Here is a 16,210-nt window from a genome sequence, read left to right as displayed (position 1 = left end):
ATGGCGGACGCGGGCAACCCGCGCCGCATCACTCGGCAGCGGCGGACGCCGCTGCCCCGGCCGGGCTGCCGCGCAGTGTCTTCTCCTTGAGCCGCATGACGAAGAACGGCGCGATCAACGACACGCCCGCGCTCATCAGGAACAGCAGGCGGAAGGCATGCTCCGCCGCCTCGCGCACCGCGGCAGCATCGCCCTGATCCCCCGCATCCATGGCCCGCCGGAACATGCTCATCAGCACATCCTCGCCGCCATGCAGGTCACTGACCGCCATGCCGCTATGGCGTAGCAGCGCGATCAGCACCGTGGTCAGCACCGCCACGCCCACTGCGCCACCAAGCAGGCGCGAGAAGGCGGTCAGCGCGGTGGCGATGCCAACCTGCTGCGGCGGCACCGAGTTCTGCGTGGCCACCAGCCCGCTCGGCAGTTGCAGGCCGATTGACAGGCCCAGGACGATCATCACCAGCGCGGCCGGCACCACCGCCTGCGGCGGCACAAACGCCAGCCCGACGATGGCAATCGGCGCCACCAGACAGCCAGCCAGTTGCAGCGGCTTGTAACGCCCGCTCCACGACATCAGCCGGCCCGACGCATAGGCGCCGAACGGAATGGCCAGCGTCAGCGGCACCAGCCGCAGTGCGGCGGTGTCGGCGCCCGCGCCGCCCACGACCTGGAAGCGCAGCGGCAGCAGCACCGACATCGCGATCAACTGGAAGAAGCACAGGAACAGCGTCAGGCAGCAGATCGCGACGGTCGGCACGGCGAGCATCTTCAGCGGAATCACCGGGTCGACGGCACGCCGCTCCTGCCAGATGAAAAGCACCAGACCGATCAGCCCGGCAGCCAGCAGGCCGATCGTCTGCGGCTCCAGCGGCGAGTGGCCCTGCCCCATCCGCGTCAGGAACACCAGCACGCCGGACAGGCCGCCACCAAACAGCAGCGCGCCGAGGTAGTCGATGCGATGCTTGCGTCCGCTGACCGGCAGATGCCGCAGCGCCCGGCGCACCACGACCAGCGCGATCAGCCCCAGCGGAATGTTGATCCAGAAAATCCAGCGCCATGAAAGGAAGTGCGCAAGGTAGCCGCCAATCACGGGCCCAGCCATGCTGGCCACGGCCCAGACGCCGCTGACGTAGCCCTGGTACTTGCCGCGTTCACGTAGTGGCACCACGTCGGCGATCGTTGCCTGCGATACCGAGATCAGGCCGCCACCGCCAAGGCCCTGCAGAATGCGCGCAACGATCAGCATCGGCATCGTCGTGGCCATCGCGCAGGCGATCGACGCCAGCACGAACAGCACGATCGAGAACGTCAGCACCGAACGGCGCCCGAGCACGTCGGACAGCTTGCCGTAGATCGGCGTAACCACGGTGGACGCCACCAGATAGGCGGAGATCACCCACGCCATGTCCTCGAAACCGTTGAGCTGCAAGGCGATCTCGGGCAGGACCACGGCCACGATCGATTGTTCGAGCGCACCCAGCATGATGGCCAGCATCAGGCCGAAGATAACCTGCATCACGGGCACGTCTGGGGGTGAATGCGGGGCGGAGGGCGCTTGCGGAGCGGACATGGAGGAGCCTGCACGGCAGGCATTGGCCGGACGGCCTGCCTGCTCTTGTTGGTCAAGAAGAGCCGCTATTTTATGCGAGCGCTTCAAACCGTGCTTGTCGGCTTGCTTTCAGCCCGGCGGCGCGTGCTCGCCCCATCACCCGCCACCACCTCGAAACCGCGCGGCTAGGTGCCCTCAGGCTGCTGGCTGCACTCCCACACCGTCTGGCGCAGCCAGCGATGCGCGGGATCGGCCCTGCGCCGCGCGTGCCATGCCTGCTGGAACGGCACTGGCGCCAGCGCGATCGGCGGCGCGAACGCCCGCAGCGCGCGATTTGGCGCCGCGGCAACCGCGCGGGTCGCGACGGTCAGGATCAGGTCGGTGCCGGGCACGAGATCGAGCGCAGCGCCCCAATGGGGCAGCACCAGGGCCACATGCCGCTGCATGCCAGCCTCGGCCAGGGCGAGATCGATCTCACTGGGCGCGTCGGGACGCATCGCCACCAGCACATGCGGCCGCGCCAGCCAGTCCTCCACCGACAGCGGCCCCCGCCGAGGCAGCGTGGCCCGGTCCGCCACGCTCGTGTAGTGGTCTTCGAACAGCGTAGCCACCTCGATATCGCTGGGCAGCCGTGGAAAGACACCGATCGCCAGATCGGTCTCCCCGTCGGCAAGCTGCGCGAGCATCGCCTCGCGGCCAGCCTGGACCACGGCAACGTCGATGCCGGGCGCCTCGCGGCGCAGCCGTCGCATCAGCGCGGGCAACACGCTGCGCGCGCCATAGTCGGACAGAGCCAGCCGGAAACAGCGGCGCGCATGGGCGGCGTCGAACGTGGATTCGCCCACCAGTCCGTTCAATTGACCCAGTGCATCGTCCAGCGGGCCCAGCAAATCGCGCGCGCGTGCGGTGAGCGTCAGGCCGTTCTCGCGACGCACCAGCAGCGGGTCGTCGAAGATATCGCGCAACTGGGCCAGCGCGTGACTGACGGCCGGCTGGCTCTTGTGCAGCCGCACGGCGGCACGCGTCACATGCTGCTCGGTCAGCAAGGCGTGCAATGTCAACAGCAGGTTCAGGTCGATACGGCGCAGGTCATCCATGCGGCGAATGTCTCATGTATGGATTGCGAATTTCCATTGCGGCGGCGGCGCGTGCAACATGCCCGGCAACAGATTGCATTCAGATTGCATTCGAATCGGAGAAATTATCATGACCTCGCCGCTTGCCGCATCCGCTGGCTCGCTCTGGATGCCATTGGGCGTCGCGCTTCTGGCTGGCGCGATGATCCCGTTCCAGGCCGGCAGCAACGCCACGCTGGGCCGCGCGCTCGGGCACCCGCTCTGGGCCACCGTGATCTCGCTCGTGATCAGCCTGGTTGCCGTCGTGCCCGTGCTGCTGGCACTGCGCGCGCCGCCGCCCAATCTCGCAGCGGCCGCGCAGGGACCGTGGTGGCAATGGATCGGGGGGCTGTTCGGCGTGATCTACATCACGGCGGCGCTGTGGCTGGCGCCGCGCATGGGCGCCGCGAACTTCATCGTCGGCGCCGTGGCCGGCCAGTTGCTGGCCTCGATGCTGGTCGATCATTTCGGTTTGGTCGGCCTGCCGGCCCGGCCAGTCACGCTGGCGCGCCTGGCCGGCGTGGTGCTGGTCCTGGCGGGCATCTGCGTCATGCAATGGCAGCCGACGCGGGCCACGGGCAGCGCATTGAGCGAGCGAAATCTCAGGGGACAGTCAGATCAGCCAAGGCATCCCGGATCAGCGTGATGCCGGGCCAGGCCCCCATCTCCGCCATCGTGATGAATACCGTGCGCCCTACCGGGAACGAAAAATCATGGCGTACCGGGTGCACCATTCCCAGTTGCGCATAGTGCGCCACGGCGCTTTCCGGCGCGACGGTCAAGAGATCGCTGCTTGCCACCACGCTCAGATTCGTGTGGAACGAGAACGACTCGACCCTGGGATGGGGCGGCACCAGGCCTGCGGACAGGAAGGTGTCGTCGAACACCTGGCGCGTATACGCCTCGCGTGACGCCACGATCCAACCCAGCTCGCGCAGTTCCGCCAACCCGACGTTGCGCCTGCGGCGCAGCGGGTGGTCCTGTGCGCACGCAATGGCGAGCGGCTCCTGCCACAGCGGCGTCACCGCCAGCCTGCTGGCGGCCTGCTCATCCAGCTCCACGCCGATTCTGCCAATCACGCAGTCGACATCGCCACGGCTCAACATTCGAAGCAGCCCGCCCACCGTCGATTCACGCACGACGAGTCTTGGGCAGTCTGGCCGCGCAGCCATTGCCGCCAGCAATCTCGGCAGGATCACCACGCCAACCAGCGGGAGTACGCCAAGCCTCACCACGGGAGCAGGGGGTGTTTCCGTCGTTGACTGAGCCGCCACCGCCAGCGCGCTGAGCGCGATACGCAGGCGGTCCAGCGCAACCAGTCCCGCAGGGGATAGTGCCGCGCCGCGCGTGGTACGCGCGACCAGTTCCACCCCGAACGCCGATTCCAGCTCCTGCAGCATCTTGGTTGCGGCAGGCTGGCTGAGCGCCAGTTGTGCGGCCGCCGTCGTCAACGAGCCATGCTCGGCCACGAGTTCCAGAAAGCGTAGATGCCGGATGCGCAAGCGATCCAGCCGCTGCGCGCGCGCTGGCCTGTGGAGGCCCATACCGTGTTGCTCAGGCGATACCCGCGTCATAACAAATCGTGATGATGCTATCAAGACATCATAATTTACAGGAAAGAATCCGGCTCGCACAATGCTGTCGAACAAGCTCACTAGAGCAAGACCAGAGCAAGAGGAGACAAAATGCGGCAAATCGCAAGGCGACTGGCATGGCTACCCGGCCTGGCAGTGGCGATCGGCACGACAGGGGTGGCTAGCGCGGCAGCAGCCTCGTCGGAAGCCGGATATCCCGCGCGGCCCGTGCACTTGATCGTTCCCTACGCCGCAGGTGGCGGCCCGGACATCCAGGCCCGCAAGCTGGCCGAAGTCGTCTCGCGCGACCTGGGGCAACCGGTCGTTGTGGAGAACAAGGTTGGCGCAGGGGGCATTCTTGCCGCTGAATTCGTCGCCAAGCAGCCGGCTGACGGCTACACGCTGATGATCGGCGCCTCCACACACCTGGTGCAGAAACTGATGCAGCCGTCGGTCAGGTTCGACCCTGCCAGGGATTTCACCCACATCATCCGTACGGGCTTCAGCCCGCAGGTCATGCTGGTGAAGAGCACCTCGCCCTACCAGTCCGTGGCCGATCTTGTCGCGGCAGCGCGCAAATCGCCGGGCAAGCTCAACTATGCGTCGGGGGGTATCGGCAGCGCCGCCCATCTGTCGGGCGCGGCATTGGCAAGCGCCGCGACGATCGACCTGGTCCATGTGCCGTACAAAGGCTCGGTCGAGGTTGTTCCCGCGTTGATCCGGGGCGATGCAACACTTGGCTTCCCGATTGCATCGACCGCGATTCCACAGATCGAGAACGGCAAGGTGCGTGCATTGGCGGTTACCTCCGCATCCCGCTTGCCCGGCTTGCCCCAGGTGCCAACCCTGAACGAGGCGTTGGGCCGGAACGATCTGGCGCTGGATTCATGGTTCGGCATCTGGGCGCCCGCCGGCGTGCCAAAGCCCGTGGTTGCACGCCTGCAGGCTGCTGTGATCAAGGCCCTGAATGATCCGGGCACACGTGACATGTTCCAAAAGGCGGGTTCGGTGATCGACCCCACACCGAGCCAGGAAGCCTTTGACCGATTCGTTGCCGACGAGATGGTCAAGTACCGCCGGATCATCGAATCGAACCATATTTCGCTGCAATGAGGCCACCCATGACCACCGAAAACCTCTCGTTCTCCCCCCTTGCCGGCGTCCGCGTACTGGATTTCTCGCATGTCATCGCGGGCCCGTTGGCAACGTTCTACCTGTCACAGCTCGGGGCCGATGTGCTGAAGATGGAAAACGCCAATGGCGGCGATGTCATGCGCAGGACCGAAACTGGCCGAAAGGGCTTTCTCGCGCTCAATGCGGGCAAGGACTGTCGTGACATTGACCTGGGCTCCGAAGCGGGCCGCGCCGACGCTCTCGCCCTGGCGGCCACGTGCGATGTCGTCGTCGACAACCTGCGCCCCGGCGTGCTGGAGCGATTCGGCCTCGGCTTCGAAGCGGTGCGGGCGGTGAATCCGCGTGTGGTGTATTGCTCGATTTCGGGCTTTGGTCGCGGCAGTGCCGACTGGTCGGGCCGCCCCGCATACGACCATGTCATTCAGGCGGCGACAGGCATGACCTTTCTGGCGGGCAACGAGAACGACCCGCCGATCAAGACCGGTTTCCCTGTCGTCGACGCCGCAACGGGTATGCAGGCTGCGCTCTCCATTCTGGCCGGCCTGCGCGAGCGCGATCGCTGCGGCTGCGCCATTCAGCTCGACATCTCCATGACCGGCGCAGCGATGCAACTCATGTATGGCTTTGCCTGCGAGGCATTGACGGATGGCACTTCGCCCTCTCGCGTGGGCAACCGGGGCTACTCGGGGAGCCCGACGGCGGACTTCTTCCCCACGACCGACGGCTGGATTGCACTCGGCGCCAACACCCCACGCCAGTTGCTGCGCCTTCTCGAAGTCCTGGAACTGTCCGAGCTTGCCGCCGACCCGGCCTACTTTGCCGAACCACTGGATGCGGAGTCCCCCGCCACCTTCGTGCGCTCACGCGACCCTGCCGCGCTGAAAACGATCATCGCGCAACGCCTGCAAATGCTGCGCGCCGACGAACTCGAGGAACGCCTCGCCACGCGCGGGGTACCCGCAGCGAAGGTACGCAAGCTGGGCGAGTTTGCCGAAGCGGCGCTAGGTCACGGCCGCATATCGACTGTCACACTGCGCGATGGCGACACCGAAGTCATGTCGCCGGGCCTGGGCTTCGGTGCCCGGCGACATCCGGGCTAATCCGGGCTAATCCGCACTAATGCTGGCCTCCTCGCACCGGCGCGCGCTCAGAACGTTTCCCAATCGCCGCCATCGGCCGTCGCGGGCACCGGTGCGGCCGATGGCCTCGCCTTTGCCACGGGCCGACGGCTCGAGGGCGTAGCCAGTACGGGTTCCTTGCGCTGATGGGTGACCGGCTGGCGGGCCTTGGCTGGCGTGGCTGGCTGGCGCGCCAGTACCGGGGCCGCCGAGGTCTTGCGTACCACGGGCGGTCGCACGGCGGCGGGCACTGCGGGCGCGCGCAATTGGTGTGATGGCTGCACCGGGCGCTGCGGGGCAGCGGCGGCCGTCTGGGTCGATACCTTCTGGGTCGATACCTTCTGGGTCGATACCTTCTGGGTCGATACCTTCTGGGTCGATACCTTCTGGGTCAATGCCTTCTGGGGCGATGGCCTCGGCGTCAATGCCTTCGGCGCAGCAGCGGGCAAGCGTGGCGCCGGTTGAACCGGCTGCGCAACGACTGCCACGGGCCCCGGCGCGCGCGGCACTTCGCGCTGCTGTTGCTGGCCCAGATCGAAACGCGCGACTTCCGTCACCAGCCCGCCGGCCTGCTGCATCAGGCTTTCGGCGGCAGCACTGGCTTCTTCCACCAGCGCGGCATTCTGCTGCGTCACGGTTTCCATCTGCGCAATCGCCAGGCCCACCTGCTCGATGCCGGCGCTCTGCTCCTCGCTGGCGGCGGTGATCTCGCCCATGATGTCCGTGACGCGGCGTACCGCGCCGACGATGTCATCCATGGTCTTGCCGGCTACTTCGACCTGGCGCGCGCCCTCCTTTACCTGCCGCACGGAGCCATTGATCAGATCGCCGATTTCCTTGGCCGCCGACGATGAACGCTGCGCCAGGCTGCGCACTTCGGCCGCCACAACGCTGAAGCCACGACCTTGCTCGCCGGCACGCGCCGCTTCCACAGCGGCGTTCAGCGCAAGAATGTTGGTCTGGAATGCGATACCTTCGATGACGCCGATGATCTCGGCCACGCGTGCCGAGGACTGGGTGATGCCGTCCATCGTATCCACCACGCTGCGCACCACGCGGCCGCCTTCGGTGGCGACATCCGATGCGTTCGCGGCAAGCTGGTTGGCTTGTCGCGCGTTCTCGGCGTTCTGGCGCACGGTGGACGTCAACTGCTCCATTGACGCGGCAGTCTGCTCCAGCGATGCCGCTTGCTGCTCGGTACGGCGGGACAGATCGGTATTGCCACTGGAGATCTCGCGCGCGGCGGTGTCGATCGAACCGGCCGCGTGCTGGATGCCGCGAACCAGCGTGCCGAGCTGGCCAAAGGCGCGCTCGAGCGCGCCGAGCATCCGGCCCATCTCATCCTGGCTGCGTACTTCGATGGTGTGCGCAAGCTGGCCCTGCTCCAGCGCCTCGGCAGCATCAAGCGCCTGCCGGGCCGGACGCGTCACCGAGCGTGTCATGCCGATACCCAGCAGCGCGGCAATGATCGCCGCCAGAGCTGCCATGCCGATCAGAAGGTTGCGCGTAAAAGCGTAGCGCGCTGTTGCATCCTCCACCGCCTCCACGGCCAGCTTCTGGCCAAGCTGGGCGATCGCGTCCAGCTTGTCGAAGTACGCGGCCTGCGATGACGGCAGCGTGGCAGTCAGCCCGGCGCGGGCGCCATCGTATTCCCCTGCGCCCAGCTGGCGCATGACCAGGTCGAGCTGACCGTCATAGGTGGCGCGTGCCTGCGTCAGTTGCTCGAACACGGCTTTCCATTCCGCGTTGCCCGACGCCACCAGGGTCTTGCCGATCGGTTCGAGCGTCGCGTCGATTTCCTCGCGGAACCGGGCGATCTTCGCCGCGTTCGTCGTGACCAGCGCGGCATCCTCGGTCAATGCCGCATCGCGCACCATCAGACCGATCGTCAGCACGTGCGCCTTGGCGTGATTCAGATCGATCACCCGCAGCAGCCGCTTCTCCACCGCCATGTGCATGGCATCGTTCATGCTGCCCAGCGCCGACACCCCAACCGCGGCAACCGCGGCGAGCAGTAGCACCACGAGACTGAAAGCAAAGGTCAGCCGCGCCCCGATCCCCATTTTTCGCAAGCCCATCACTTCGTACCTTTCTCTTGTGATCCGATTGTTCGTACGAGCGATATCCGCCCGAAACCGGGCATCGCACGGCCTCCTATCGGCGGCGTCGCGGGCGGACTTAAGCGCAAAAACGAATTGAGGGGGAAATCGGCAGGTATTCGGTGGATTGACTGCACAACAAATGGCATCTAATCCATCTGCGCAACACGCACCGGCACCGGAGACCAGACAGACGGCGTCAGACCATCGTCGGCCCGACCAGCCAGCGCGAAAAAAAAGCCTACGCGCGGGGTGCTCGTAGGCTTTCCAGGACTGCTCAGAAGGACCGGCTGTACCCGGTCCAGCGCTCGAATATAAACCCGCTTACATGAGGTGTAAATCGCGCTTCTATCAGGGATTCCCCTGATGGCGGGTGTAATCCGAAGATCACTTGCTAGCTTCTCAGTAGCGCGAAAGTCACGTGCGGGCTCTTCGTCAGATATCGGCAATTTCCCGCAAAGCATTAGCTGGCGCGGGTTGGCGGCATCTGGCCGGGCGTTCCGATGGCAGCATACCGCATGCGCCTGCCACAACTCGCTCCACGCGACAACATCACAAATAGAGTAATGACTCTAGTCGAAGACAAGCAGCCGCTCAGTCAATGCTTGTAAAACTTTGTTACTCTCCCCGTCTGAAGTATTCCCCTTCTCTCCTGGCTGCGCCGATTGGACGTGATGGCCGGGCAGCGCCCCCGATATTCGCGAATCGTCTGCCCGCCGCGTTCATGCCGGCCAGCTCCTGCGCCACCTCCGGCTCCGAGAGCGAATGTTTCAAAGCGCACCACGATCTGAGCGCACAAAACGTCACCCATAGTGCGTTACAGATCGAATCATGTGGTCATCGGACCGTTGTCAGCCGCCAGATCCCTCGCGGGTTCTTCCGGAGAAGTTGTGAAGAAGGAAAAAAAGGCTCCAAGACCCAGCCGGAAACTGCAGCACCTGCATTACGCAGCCCACGGCGCAAGCCGCAACGCAGTCATCGTCCATCTGTCGAACGGCACGAGGTTGACCGGTGTCGTCCTGGCATCGGACAACTATATGGTGCTGCTTGGGCAGAGCGCCGAAGATCCCACCCCCACGCTGATCTACAAACGCGCGATTACCGTCGTGACCCCCGCCCACGCGCCCGAAACGACGTCGGTGCTGCTCGAGGCCGAAACATCGCCGGACTTCGTGCGCCTCTACACCCCGCGCACGCGCAAGCGCCGCTGAGCGGCGCAGCAAGTCGTGGCGCCCTTCTATATAGATGCGGGCCCACGACCACGCAAACACCAGGTCAAGTTGCGCGCGCAACCCCCGCAAAGATCACTCTAAAGTCTCCCCCTGCCCGGTCGATAACCTTTGCAACGGAGGCACTCTACGCCCTGCAACGCAGGCAGCCAACGTTACGGCACCCGCCGGAATGCCTAAAACATTGCAAATAGGAGTCGTACCATGGCGCAAGTCATTAATACCAACTCGTTGTCTCTGATGACTCAGAACAACCTGAACACGTCGCAATCGGCGCTGAACACCGCCATTCAGCGACTGTCGTCGGGTCTGCGCATCAACAGCGCAAAGGACGATGCAGCCGGCCTGGCCATCGCCAGCCGCTTCACGTCGAACATCAACGGCCTGACCGTTGCCCAGCGTAACGCCAACGACGGCATCTCGCTGGCGCAAACGACGGAAGGCGCGCTGACCGAAGTCACGAACAACCTGCAGCGTATCCGCGACCTGTCGGTGCAAGCCGCCAACGGTTCGAACTCGGCTTCGGACCTGAAGTCGATCCAGGACGAAATCACGCAGCGTATGTCGGAAATCGACCGCCTGTCGGCCCAGACCGACTTCAACGGCGTGAAGGTGCTGTCGTCGACCGCCAAGAGCGTGAACATTCAGGTTGGCGCGCAAGACGGCCAGACCATCGCTGTGAACCTGCAGGAAATCAGCACGAAGACGCTGGGCCTGAACAGCTTCAACGTGAACGGCCCGCAAGGCGCCGTCACCGCCGCCACCGCTGCCAACTTCCAGAAGGTCTTCGGTAGCTCCACCACGTTCACGACGTCGTCGATCACGGAAGCCGTCGGCGGCACGCTGGCCACGACCCTGGGTATCAGCTCGAGCAGCGTGGCCATCGGCAACCAGGCCATGGTTGACGCGAACGGCAACTGGTTCGCACAAGTCACCGTCACGCCGGCGTCGGCCACGGAAGCTCAGGCACTGAAGAACCAGGGCATGACCACCGCAACCAGCGGCTCGGCCATGACCATGTACGTTGCACTGAACCCGAACTCGACGACGAGCACGACGGGCGCGACGGCATCGTTCACGCTGAACACCACTGGCGTGACCGCTTCCACCCTGACGGGCAGCGCCTCGGCCAACCCGCTGGCCACGCTCGACAACGCCCTGCAAACGGTGAACAGCCTGCGCAGCTCGCTGGGTGCTATCCAGAACCGTCTGGATTCGACGATCTCGAACCTGGGCACGACCATCACCAACCTGTCGTCGTCGCGCTCGCGCATTCAGGATGCTGACTACGCAACGGAAGTGTCGAACATGACCCGCGCGAACATCCTGCAACAAGCTGGTACCTCGGTGCTGGCTCAAGCGAACCAGACCACGCAAGGCGTGCTGTCGCTGCTGCGTTAATCGCACCGCGTAAGCAGGAAGGCCGGACCTCGTGTCCGGCTTTCTTGCGCCCGGAGTATTTCCCCAGGGCTTCGGCTCTGGGAAAACATTTCGAGATGACCGAGTCAGGACAATCATGGCAACCCAAACTGCTCCATCGTCCGGCGTAGTGCAAGCGGCAGTCGGCGTGTCCCTGCCACAGCCCGGCCTACGCGCATCCGCAACGCCTGCGGATACATCACAAGCACCGGCGGGCGTCACGTCGGCCACACCGGCGCCTGACCAACCGGCGGTGCGCCCCAGCACGGACGCGGCAGTCAGGAAACTGACCGAGGCCCTGCGCGCTGCATCGGTCAGCGTCCAGTTTGAAATCGACCGCGAGACCAACCGCGTCGTGACCAAGATCGTCGACAAGGCCAACGGCGAAATCATCCGACAGATTCCCACAGAGGAAGTCGTGCGTATCGCCGACGCGCTGGCCCAGTTGCAAGGGCTGTTCGTCAACCAGACCGCCTGACATCGTCGCAGCCCCAACCAGAAGCCCCCTGGAAAACAAGAAATGACTACGATCTCCAACCTCGGCGTCGGCTCCGGTCTCGACCTGAGCAGCCTGCTCGATCAGCTCACCACGGCTGAACAGGCCCCGCTCACCGCGATCAAGACCCAGCAGAGCAGCTACCAGACCAAACTGTCCGCGTACGGCCAGTTGCAGAGCATGCTCGCGGCGTTCCAGGCATCGGCCAACCAGTTGTCGAACCCCACGTTCTTCCAATCCACCACGGCAAGCGCAAGCAACACCTCGGTACTGAGCGCCACCGGCAGCACCACTGCGGTGCCAGGCACCTACTCGGTCAACGTCACGCAACTGGCGCAGTCGCAGTCGGTGGTTTCCACCGGACAGGCATCGCAGACCACCGCCGTCGGCACCGGCACGATCCATATCGATTTCGGTGCGATCACGGGTGGCACGCTGGACAGCAACCCGGCCAGCGCCACCTACGGCAAGTACACCGGCGCCACCTTCACTGCCAATAGCGGCTCCACCGGCGTCGACATCACGATCGACAGCAGCAACAACACGCTGCAGGGCGTTCGCGACGCGATCAACAAGGCCAATGCCGGCGTCACAGCCAGCATCGTCAACGACGGTTCGGGCACGCCCTATCGCCTGGTCATCAGTTCCAACGCCACCGGTGCCACGAACAGCGTGCGCATGTCGGTGAATGAAACCGATGGCGGCACCGGCCTCTCGGATCTGGTGGCATACGATCCAGCCGGCACGCAGAACATGCAGCAGACCATTGCGGCCCAGAACGCCCAGCTCACGGTCAACAACATCGCCGTCCAGAGCAAGGGAAATTCCGTGGCGGACGCGGTGCCAGGCGTGGTCCTTAACCTGACCCAGACCGGTACTAGCAGTGTGACGGTCCAGCGCGACAACAGTTCGATCGTCTCCGGCGTGCAGGCCTTCGTCGCGGCTTACAACAACCTCCAGAACACCGCAGCCTCGCTGTCGGCCTACGACCCGAGCACCAAGACCGGCTCTCCGCTGACGGGCGATTCCACGTTGAGCATCATCCAGTCCCAGATGCGCAGCGTGATGAACACGCCGCAGTCGGGCAACGCGCTCACCACGCTGTCGCAGATCGGCATCTCGTTCCAGAACGACGGCACGCTTGCTCTCGACACCACCAAGCTGACCTCGGCGCTGAACAGCAACCCCGGCGCGGTTGCAGGGCTGTTCGGCAACACCGACGGCGTGAGTGGCTACGGCAACCAGATCAACAAGCTCGTCACGGGCCTGACCAGCAGCAACGGCGCGTTGACGACGGCCACGGCCGGCATCAACAACACGCTCAAGGATCTGAGCAATCAGTACGATGAAACGCAGACCCGCGTCGACGCGGTCATCGCCAACTACAAGACGCAGTTCACGCAACTCGACGTGATCATGTCGCAGATGCAGAACACCAGTTCGTACCTGACGCAGCAGTTCAGCGCCATGAACGGCACAAGCAGTAGCAAGAAGTAACGTCAGCCAACAGCAGGAGTCCACATGTTCGCGCGCCGCAATGCCGTCAATGCCTACGCCCAGGTGGGTGTCGAAACCGGAGCCATGAGTGCCAGTCCGCACCAGCTGATCGTCATGCTCTACGACGGCGCGCGCGCGGCCATCGCACGTGCCAAGTTCCACCTGGCGGCCGGCGACATCGCAGCCAAGGGCAACGCCATCTCCAAGTCGATCGACATCATCGACAACGGCCTGCGCGCCGTGCTCGACCACAATGCCGGCGGCGACGTTGCCGCGGACCTTGAACGGCTGTACGACTATATGTCGCGCCAACTCATGCTGGCCAACCTGCGCAACGACGAAGCGCTGCTCGACCAGGTCGACAGCCTGCTGCAGGACCTCTCCAGCGCCTGGGCACAGATCGGCAATCCAGCCGCCAACGGCGCGCTGGCCGCACAGCCGATCGCTGCCAACTCGTGACTACCTTCCGGAACTGAGACGATGTACTCCAAAATGCCTGCCACCCCGTCGGTCATCCAGATCTACGAGGAACTCGTCCTGCTCTCGGAGCAGATGCTCGAAGCTGCCCGCCATGGCAATTGGGACGCGATGACCGAAGTCCAGCGTGTGTATGTGGCTCAGGTGGAAACACTCCGCGGCAGAGACACACACCCGCCCGCGACGCTTCAGGAACGTATGCAGCGTCAGGCCCTGCTGGCCAAGCTGCTGGCTCACGACGCCGCGATCCGCGATCTGGTGATGCCACAGTTGCAACGCCTCGGGGAACTGCTCGGCAGCGCCCGCCGCCGCCGCGACGTCAACGAGGCCTACGGCGTTTCCGCCTGAGAGATTCGCTGAGAGATACGTTCACAGGGCGCCCCGCGCGGCGCCAATGCGGCGCCTTGAGCTCATGCATCCGTAACGCCCCATGTCACGGCCCGTTCCATGTCGATTCCGATTCATTCCCAGCCTGACGCTGGCCAGCTCGCACGTAACGACCTGCTGACACAGCGCACGGCGCTGGCGGTCGACAAGCTGGCCGCGCTGATGCCGGTCCAGGACACGAACGAGACCAGTTCGCGTGACACCAGCACCGATCTCGGCACCGCTGGCCGCGTGCCCGGTGCGCGGCCCGGCGAAGCATCGGCCGGCAATACCGCCGGCGCCGTCGTCACTTCGACGCGCGAAACGCTGAGCTTCGCAGCGCGCACGATCCTCGACCTGTTCGCGAATGCCGACGAGGCCGCCGCCGCGCTAAAGTCGACCACACCACTCGCCACGCGCACGGAAATGCAATCCGCGCCGCTGCTGGCCACCAAGCTTGCCAGCCTGCTCGACCAGAGCGGCATGTTTTATGAAGCGCATCTCGCCGAATGGGTGAGCGGAGCGCGTACGCTCAAGGACATCGCACGCGAGCCCCAGGCCGTGCTGGCACGCGCCACCGCCAACGGCGCCAACCCGCCCGCTCCTGATGAGCCACTGCGCCAGTTGCTGGCGCTGCCCTATTCACCTCGGGCCGCCGATGCGGCGCGTGCGACGATGCTTGCTGCCGTGGACCTTCCCGACGCACCGGATGGCGACGCCACCGGCCGGGCGGGAAACACCTCACATGGCGCGGGTACTGCCAACGGAACGGGCAGCGCAGGCGGCATGGCCGCGAATCGCGCCGCGGAGGTTTCGTCATTCGGCCGTCACCCGCCGGTCACCCGCACCATCACCGTCGGCGATCCGATTCCCGCACCCGACGGCGCACGCACGCAATCGCTGCAGGCAGCCCAGTCGTATGCCAGCGTTGCCGACGCGGGCAACGCGCCACGCGCGTCTCTGCTGGCCACGCATGCGTCGTCGTCCGAACCGCCCGCCGCACCGCCCCCAGCGCAAGGCCAGATCGTGCACCCGGCGACAGAGGGCCTGATGCGCCAGCAACTCGAACTGCTGGCCGCCCAGCAGTTCCGCTGGCAAGGTGAAGCCTGGTCAGGTACGCAGATGTCATGGGAAGTGTCGCCGAATCCGGTCGACGAGGATGGATCCGGCACGCAGCACCAGGCGCGGAGCTGGACCACACGGCTGGTCGTGCAGATGCCAGGCATGGGCATGGTCGAAGCCAGTGTGACGCTATCGCCATCGATGCTGGACGTGCGAGTCAATGCGCCGCTGGATGACACTGTCGCAAGACTTAGCGCAGCCATTCCCGATCTGCACGGGCGTCTGGCGGCCAGCGGCTTCGTGGTGGGCCAGATCACGGCACGCGCCGATACGGCGCCAACGGAAGCGGGAGTCCCGTCATGAGCGACACGTCGCGCGGCGCCGCGGTGGCGCTGTCATATGAAGAAGGCGAGAAGGCCCCACGCGTGGTGGCCAAGGGCTACGGCGTCACGGCCGAATCAATCATCGCCCGCGCCCAGGAAGCCGGAGTCTATGTCCACAATTCTCCGGCGCTGGTCAACCTGCTGATGCAGGTGGACATGGACTCCCAGATTCCACCCCAGCTCTATCTGGCGGTGGCCCAATTGCTGGCGTGGCTGCATCAGATCGAGGATGCCACGGTCAGCCAGGGTTGATCCGGCGCATCGCCGGATCCTTGCTGAATACGCCCGGCCAATTGATTAGGCCGGGCGATCCTGATCGTCATCACACGGGCATGTTCATCATTTCCTGATACGCGGCGGTCAGGCGGTTACGCACCTGCACGGCGGTCTGGAACGAGATGTTGGCCTTCTGCATGTCGATCATCACGTCGTTGAGCGACACACCAGCCTTGCCCATTTCGAATGCCTCGGCCTTGCCGTAGGCACGGTCCTGCGTGGCATTCAGGCGTTGCAGCGAGCGCTGCAGCTCGCCCGCGAAGCTTTCGGTTGCCGCCGATGCCTCCTGGGGCGCGGCGCCGCCGCCGGCCACCTGCGCGGTGGCGCGCATTTGCTGGAGCATGCCCTCGATGGAAGAAATGGTCATGACGCGTCCGGGTCCTTGAACTTGAAGAGAGAGGCGAACGGACGACGCG

Annotated in this window: 16 protein-coding genes; 11 read left to right on the top strand and 5 right to left on the bottom strand. The window is 65.0% G+C overall.

Features of this window, described 5'->3' with window-relative positions; genetic code table 11:
• Positions 1 to 28 precede the first annotated feature (28 nt).
• Complete coding sequence (locus WD006_RS10285; protein WP_035832347.1) at positions 29 to 1,570, bottom strand: MDR family MFS transporter; 1,542 nt, start codon at positions 1,568 to 1,570, stop codon at positions 29 to 31.
• 164 nt (positions 1,571 to 1,734) lie between these two features.
• Positions 1,735 to 2,646: a LysR family transcriptional regulator gene (locus WD006_RS10280; protein WP_029307095.1), complete on the bottom strand. Its 912-nt coding sequence runs from the start codon at positions 2,644 to 2,646 to the stop codon at positions 1,735 to 1,737.
• Between the two features lie 109 nt (positions 2,647 to 2,755).
• Between WD006_RS10280 and WD006_RS10275 the strand changes: the two genes are divergently transcribed.
• A complete protein-coding gene (locus WD006_RS10275) occupies positions 2,756 to 3,310 on the top strand; it encodes a DMT family transporter (protein ID WP_011519651.1) in 555 nt (184 codons plus the stop codon).
• Here WD006_RS10275 and WD006_RS10270 read toward each other — a convergent pair.
• Positions 3,267 to 4,208, bottom strand: a complete 942-nt coding sequence (locus WD006_RS10270; RefSeq protein WP_035820604.1) for a LysR family transcriptional regulator — start codon at positions 4,206 to 4,208, stop codon at positions 3,267 to 3,269. The two genes, WD006_RS10275 and WD006_RS10270, sit on opposite strands and share 44 nt — an antisense overlap.
• Before the next feature lie 141 nt (positions 4,209 to 4,349).
• On the opposite strand from WD006_RS10270, the gene WD006_RS10265 reads away from it, so the two are divergent.
• Positions 4,350 to 5,351: a tripartite tricarboxylate transporter substrate binding protein gene (locus WD006_RS10265; protein ID WP_029307094.1), complete on the top strand. Its 1,002-nt coding sequence runs from the start codon at positions 4,350 to 4,352 to the stop codon at positions 5,349 to 5,351.
• Between the two features lie 8 nt (positions 5,352 to 5,359).
• A complete protein-coding gene (locus tag WD006_RS10260; RefSeq protein ID WP_011519654.1) occupies positions 5,360 to 6,472 on the top strand; it encodes a CoA transferase in 1,113 nt (370 codons plus the stop codon).
• A gap of 47 nt (positions 6,473 to 6,519) precedes the next feature.
• Here WD006_RS10260 and WD006_RS10255 read toward each other — a convergent pair whose 3' ends face one another.
• Positions 6,520 to 8,568 carry a methyl-accepting chemotaxis protein gene (locus WD006_RS10255; RefSeq protein ID WP_029307093.1) on the bottom strand — a complete coding sequence of 683 codons (2,049 nt, stop codon included), beginning with the start codon at positions 8,566 to 8,568 and terminating at the stop codon, positions 6,520 to 6,522.
• 911 nt (positions 8,569 to 9,479) lie between these two features.
• Between WD006_RS10255 and WD006_RS10250 the strand changes: the two genes are divergently transcribed.
• From WD006_RS10250 to WD006_RS10215, 8 genes are all read left to right on the top strand, one after another.
• Positions 9,480 to 9,800 carry an RNA chaperone Hfq gene (locus WD006_RS10250; RefSeq protein WP_011519656.1) on the top strand — a complete coding sequence of 107 codons (321 nt, stop codon included), beginning with the start codon at positions 9,480 to 9,482 and terminating at the stop codon, positions 9,798 to 9,800.
• 222 nt (positions 9,801 to 10,022) lie between these two features.
• Positions 10,023 to 11,219, top strand: a complete 1,197-nt coding sequence (locus WD006_RS10245; RefSeq protein ID WP_011519657.1) for a flagellin FliC — start codon at positions 10,023 to 10,025, stop codon at positions 11,217 to 11,219.
• A gap of 115 nt (positions 11,220 to 11,334) precedes the next feature.
• Positions 11,335 to 11,715 (top strand): flagellar protein FlaG, encoded by a 381-nt coding sequence (locus tag WD006_RS10240; RefSeq protein ID WP_011519658.1) that lies wholly within the window; start codon positions 11,335 to 11,337, stop codon positions 11,713 to 11,715.
• Positions 11,716 to 11,757: 42 nt separating this feature from the next.
• Positions 11,758 to 13,230: a flagellar filament capping protein FliD gene (gene fliD, locus WD006_RS10235; protein ID WP_017511933.1), complete on the top strand. Its 1,473-nt coding sequence runs from the start codon at positions 11,758 to 11,760 to the stop codon at positions 13,228 to 13,230.
• 24 nt (positions 13,231 to 13,254) lie between these two features.
• A complete protein-coding gene (fliS, locus tag WD006_RS10230; RefSeq protein WP_011519660.1) occupies positions 13,255 to 13,689 on the top strand; it encodes a flagellar export chaperone FliS in 435 nt (144 codons plus the stop codon).
• A 21-nt stretch (positions 13,690 to 13,710) separates the two neighbouring features.
• Entirely contained in the window at positions 13,711 to 14,055 is a 345-nt protein-coding gene (locus tag WD006_RS10225; protein ID WP_011519661.1) for a flagellar protein FliT, read from the top strand.
• A gap of 99 nt (positions 14,056 to 14,154) precedes the next feature.
• Positions 14,155 to 15,498 carry a flagellar hook-length control protein FliK gene (locus tag WD006_RS10220; protein ID WP_060784775.1) on the top strand — a complete coding sequence of 448 codons (1,344 nt, stop codon included), beginning with the start codon at positions 14,155 to 14,157 and terminating at the stop codon, positions 15,496 to 15,498.
• Positions 15,495 to 15,770, top strand: coding sequence for an EscU/YscU/HrcU family type III secretion system export apparatus switch protein (locus WD006_RS10215; RefSeq protein ID WP_011519663.1), 276 nt, complete (start codon positions 15,495 to 15,497; stop codon positions 15,768 to 15,770). Before WD006_RS10220 ends, WD006_RS10215 begins: the two co-directional genes overlap by 4 nt.
• A 70-nt stretch (positions 15,771 to 15,840) precedes the next feature.
• On the opposite strand, the gene fliE is transcribed toward WD006_RS10215, so the two are convergent.
• On the bottom strand, positions 15,841 to 16,161 hold the full coding sequence (gene fliE, locus WD006_RS10210) for a flagellar hook-basal body complex protein FliE (protein ID WP_011519664.1): 321 nt from the start codon (positions 16,159 to 16,161) through the stop codon (positions 15,841 to 15,843).
• Positions 16,162 to 16,210: the final 49 nt, after the last annotated feature.

Source organism: Cupriavidus sp. Met-2, assembly GCF_049843575.1.
Lineage (GTDB): Bacteria > Pseudomonadota > Gammaproteobacteria > Burkholderiales > Burkholderiaceae > Cupriavidus > Cupriavidus metallidurans.
The sequence above is the reverse complement of the archived record's forward strand: the minus strand, read 5'-3'. Positions and strand labels throughout refer to the sequence as shown.

What these genes read in the sequence shown, in the direction of transcription:
- fliS (WP_011519660.1), top strand. Translation starts at nt 13,255, where the DNA reads ATGTTCGCGCGCCGCAATGCCGTCAATGCCTACGCCCAGGTGGGTGTC.
- WD006_RS10245 (WP_011519657.1), top strand. Translation starts at nt 10,023, where the DNA reads ATGGCGCAAGTCATTAATACCAACTCGTTGTCTCTGATGACTCAGAAC.
- WD006_RS10265 (WP_029307094.1), top strand. Translation starts at nt 4,350, where the DNA reads ATGCGGCAAATCGCAAGGCGACTGGCATGGCTACCCGGCCTGGCAGTG.
- fliE (WP_011519664.1), bottom strand. Translation starts at nt 16,161, where the DNA reads ATGACCATTTCTTCCATCGAGGGCATGCTCCAGCAAATGCGCGCCACC.
- WD006_RS10270 (WP_035820604.1), bottom strand. Translation starts at nt 4,208, where the DNA reads ATGGGCCTCCACAGGCCAGCGCGCGCGCAGCGGCTGGATCGCTTGCGC.
- WD006_RS10225 (WP_011519661.1), top strand. Translation starts at nt 13,711, where the DNA reads ATGTACTCCAAAATGCCTGCCACCCCGTCGGTCATCCAGATCTACGAG.
- WD006_RS10275 (WP_011519651.1), top strand. Translation starts at nt 2,756, where the DNA reads ATGACCTCGCCGCTTGCCGCATCCGCTGGCTCGCTCTGGATGCCATTG.
- fliD (WP_017511933.1), top strand. Translation starts at nt 11,758, where the DNA reads ATGACTACGATCTCCAACCTCGGCGTCGGCTCCGGTCTCGACCTGAGC.
- WD006_RS10285 (WP_035832347.1), bottom strand. Translation starts at nt 1,570, where the DNA reads ATGTCCGCTCCGCAAGCGCCCTCCGCCCCGCATTCACCCCCAGACGTG.
- WD006_RS10255 (WP_029307093.1), bottom strand. Translation starts at nt 8,568, where the DNA reads ATGGGCTTGCGAAAAATGGGGATCGGGGCGCGGCTGACCTTTGCTTTC.
- WD006_RS10260 (WP_011519654.1), top strand. Translation starts at nt 5,360, where the DNA reads ATGACCACCGAAAACCTCTCGTTCTCCCCCCTTGCCGGCGTCCGCGTA.
- WD006_RS10280 (WP_029307095.1), bottom strand. Translation starts at nt 2,646, where the DNA reads ATGGATGACCTGCGCCGTATCGACCTGAACCTGCTGTTGACATTGCAC.
- WD006_RS10215 (WP_011519663.1), top strand. Translation starts at nt 15,495, where the DNA reads ATGAGCGACACGTCGCGCGGCGCCGCGGTGGCGCTGTCATATGAAGAA.
- WD006_RS10220 (WP_060784775.1), top strand. Translation starts at nt 14,155, where the DNA reads ATGTCGATTCCGATTCATTCCCAGCCTGACGCTGGCCAGCTCGCACGT.
- WD006_RS10240 (WP_011519658.1), top strand. Translation starts at nt 11,335, where the DNA reads ATGGCAACCCAAACTGCTCCATCGTCCGGCGTAGTGCAAGCGGCAGTC.